Origin of the sequence: Streptococcus sp. (assembly GCF_019414905.1) — a bacterium.
In the GTDB taxonomy this organism is placed as follows: domain Bacteria; phylum Bacillota; class Bacilli; order Lactobacillales; family Streptococcaceae; genus Streptococcus.
This window is the reverse complement of the sequence record NZ_DXLC01000043.1, coordinates 1-3287: the sequence shown is the minus strand read 5'-3', so window position 1 is coordinate 3287 and position 3287 is coordinate 1. Positions and strand designations below refer to the sequence as shown.

Here is a 3287-nt window from a genome sequence, read left to right as displayed (position 1 = left end):
GATTGGATGATAGAGCAATCCTACAGAACCAGTCGCCGCAGTGATAAAGGTATCGTTAGAGAAACTAACAATACCAGGCAAAATTGGAGACCTTAGGCTCCAATTTTAGCAATGAAACGACGAAGTCGGTTGCTTGCGTGCCAATCACATAAGGCAAACTGGAAAATAAAAAGATACTTTTCGGAGAAAAAACATGACAAAAAACTTATTAGTAGAACTCGGACTCGAAGAGTTACCAGCCTACGTTGTCACACCAAGTGAAAAACAACTAGGCGAAAAAATGGCAGCCTTCCTCAAGGAAAACCGCCTGTCTTTTGAAGCTGTTCAAACCTTCTCAACACCACGTCGTTTGGCTGTTCGTGTAACTGGTCTTGCAGACAAACAGTCTGATTTGACAGAAGATTTTAAGGGGCCAGCAAAGAAAATTGCCTTGGATAGTGATGGAAACTTCACCAAAGCAGCTCAAGGATTTGTCCGTGGAAAAGGCTTGACGGTTGAAGATATCGAATTCCGTGAAATCAAGGGTGAAGAATATGTCTATGTTACCAAGGAAGAAATTGGTCAAGCAGTTGAAGCCATTGTTCCTGGTGTTGTAGATGTCTTGAAGTCATTGACTTTCCCTGTCAGCATGCACTGGGCTGGAAATAGCTTTGAATACATTCGTCCTGTTCACACTTTAACTGTTCTTTTAGATGAAGAAGAGTTTGATTTAGATTTCCTTGATATCAAGGGAGGTCGTGTGAGCCGTGGTCATCGTTTCTTGGGACAAGAAACTAAGATTCAGTCAGCATTGAGCTATGAAGAAGACCTTCGTAAGCAGTATGTAATCGCAGATCCACGTGAACGTGAGCAAATGATTGTTGACCAAATCAAGGAAATTGAGGCGAAACATGGTGTAAGTATCGAAATTGATGCTGATTTGCTGAATGAAGTCTTGAACTTGGTTGAATACCCAACTGCCTTTATGGGAAGTTTTGATGCCAAATACCTTGAAGTTCCAGAAGAAGTTTTGGTGACTTCGATGAAAGAACACCAACGTTACTTTGTTGTTCGTGATCAAGACGGTAAACTATTGCCAAACTTTATTTCTGTTCGTAACGGAAATGCAGAGCATTTGGAAAATGTCATCAAAGGAAATGAAAAAGTCTTGGTAGCCCGCTTGGAAGACGGTGAATTCTTCTGGCGTGAAGACCAAAAATTGGTGATTTCTGACCTTGTTGAAAAATTAAACAATGTCACCTTCCATGAGAAGATTGGTTCCCTTCGTGAACACATGATTCGTACGGGGCAGATTGCTATTCTCTTGGCAGAAAAAGCAGGCTTGTCAGCGGATGAAACGATTGACCTAGCCCGTGCAGCAGCCATTTACAAGTTTGACTTGTTGACTGGGATGGTTGGTGAATTTGACGAGCTACAAGGAATTATGGGTGAAAAATATGCCCTTCTTGCTGGTGAAACTCCAGCAGTGGCAGCTGCTATTCGTGAACACTACATGCCTACATCAGCTGAAGGAGAACTTCCAGAGAGCAAGGTTGGAGCCATTCTAGCTATTGCAGACAAATTGGATACGATTTTGAGTTTCTTCTCAGTAGGCTTGATTCCATCAGGTTCTAATGACCCTTATGCTCTTCGTCGCGCGACTCAAGGTGTGGTTCGTATCTTGGATGCCTTTGGTTGGCACATTGCTATGGACGAGCTGATAGATAGCCTTTATGCTTTGAAATTTGACAGCTTGACTTATGAAAATAAAGCAGAAGTTATGAACTTTATCAAGGCTCGTGTTGATAAGATGATGGGTTCTACACCAAAAGACATCAAGGAAGCAGTTCTTGCAGGATCAAACTTTGTTGTGGCGGATATGTTGGAAGCAGCAAGTGCTCTTGTAGAAGCAAGCAAGGAAGAAGATTTTAAACCATCTGTTGAATCACTTTCTCGTGCTTTTAATTTGGCTGAGAAGGCAGAAGGAGTTGCTACAGTTGATTCATCTCTCTTTGAGAATGAAGAAGAGAAAGACTTGGCAGAAGCCGTCGAATCACTCGTTTTGTCAGGGACTGCAAGTCAGCAATTGAAACAGCTCTTTGCTCTTAGCCCAGTCATTGATGCCTTCTTTGAGAATACTATGGTTATGGCCGAAGATCAGGCTGTCCGTCAAAATCGTTTGGCTATCTTGTCTCATTTAACTCAAAAAGCAGCTAAACTTGCACGCTTTAACCAAATCAATACCAAATAAAATCTGTTAAACGGATTAAATCTTATCATAAAGGAGAGAAACATGGATCCTAAAAAAATTGATCGTATTAACGAGCTTGCCAAAAAGAAAAAAGCAGAAGGCTTGACCTCAGAAGAAAAAGTAGAACAAGCCAAACTACGTGAGGAGTACATCGAAGGTTATCGTCGCACTGTTCGTCACCACATCGAAGGGATCAAAATTGTGGACGAAGAAGGAAACGATGTTACACCAGAGAAACTACGTCAAGTCCAACGTGAAAAAGGTTTACATGGCCGTAGTCTCGATGATCCAAATTCATAATAAGTATTCTTTCTTTTAATGAAATAATAATCAAAAGACTATCATACATAAATGAGCTGCACCTCAAAAGTTAGAGCTAGAAAATCTAACTTTTGAGGTGTTTTATTATGAAATTGAGTTATATAGTGAATTGAAATAGGATACGAACAAAAAGATTAGTGAATTCAAATTAATTTCTATACAGGTTTTAGAATTAGTTGTGTACTATTCTAGATTCAATCCATTATAAATATATGCTCTAAAATGATGGTCGCTGAGTCTTCTATCGTCAAGAAAAACCATCAAATCCCTCGTATTATAGTCATTTAGTTTTCAAAAAGCGCTCTAAATATTTGAAAATATTTGGGACTTCCCTTAATAAATCCGTCACTTTCTTTTTCAAGATAGGCCAAGCTTGCTCAATAGGATTCAAATCTGGTGAATAAGGCGGTAGGGGTAAGAAAAAGTGTTTATCTTGGATGCAGAGTTCATCCAAGATGTTCTTGGGATGAAAACTAGCATTGTCTATGACAATGACATGAAGTGTCTTCAAAGCAGGCAGAAGTTGCGTTTTGAACCACTCCACAAAGAAGTCACTCGTCATACTTTCCTTGTAAATCATGGGAGCTATAAAGTCTCCGTCTACTTGTCCTGCAACAATTGAAGTCCGCTCAAAACGCCGTCCGCTAATCTTTTCATAGACTTTCTCCCCTCTAGGAGCCCGTGCATAAGGACGATAAAGGTAGCGGTCGATTCCTGTTTCGTCAATATATACGAC

Annotated in this window: 3 protein-coding genes; 2 read left to right on the top strand and 1 reads right to left on the bottom strand. The window is 40.2% G+C overall.

Annotated features, from left to right (window positions below; all coding sequences use genetic code 11):
• Positions 1–193: 193 nt before the first annotated feature.
• Positions 194–2230: a glycine--tRNA ligase subunit beta gene (gene glyS, locus QZ359_RS01150; RefSeq protein WP_293954371.1), complete on the top strand. Its 2037-nt coding sequence runs from the start codon at positions 194–196 to the stop codon at positions 2228–2230.
• Positions 2231–2272: 42 nt separating this feature from the next.
• A complete protein-coding gene (locus tag QZ359_RS01145) occupies positions 2273–2530 on the top strand; it encodes a DUF896 family protein (protein WP_153193408.1) in 258 nt (85 codons plus the stop codon).
• 301 nt (positions 2531–2831) lie between these two features.
• On the opposite strand, the gene QZ359_RS01140 is transcribed toward QZ359_RS01145, so the two are convergent.
• A partial coding sequence (locus tag QZ359_RS01140) for a transposase (RefSeq protein ID WP_293954365.1) occupies positions 2832–3287 on the bottom strand: 456 nt, incomplete at its 5' end.

What these genes read in the sequence shown, in the direction of transcription:
- QZ359_RS01145 (WP_153193408.1), top strand. Translation starts at nt 2,273, where the DNA reads ATGGATCCTAAAAAAATTGATCGTATTAACGAGCTTGCCAAAAAGAAA.
- glyS (WP_293954371.1), top strand. Translation starts at nt 194, where the DNA reads ATGACAAAAAACTTATTAGTAGAACTCGGACTCGAAGAGTTACCAGCC.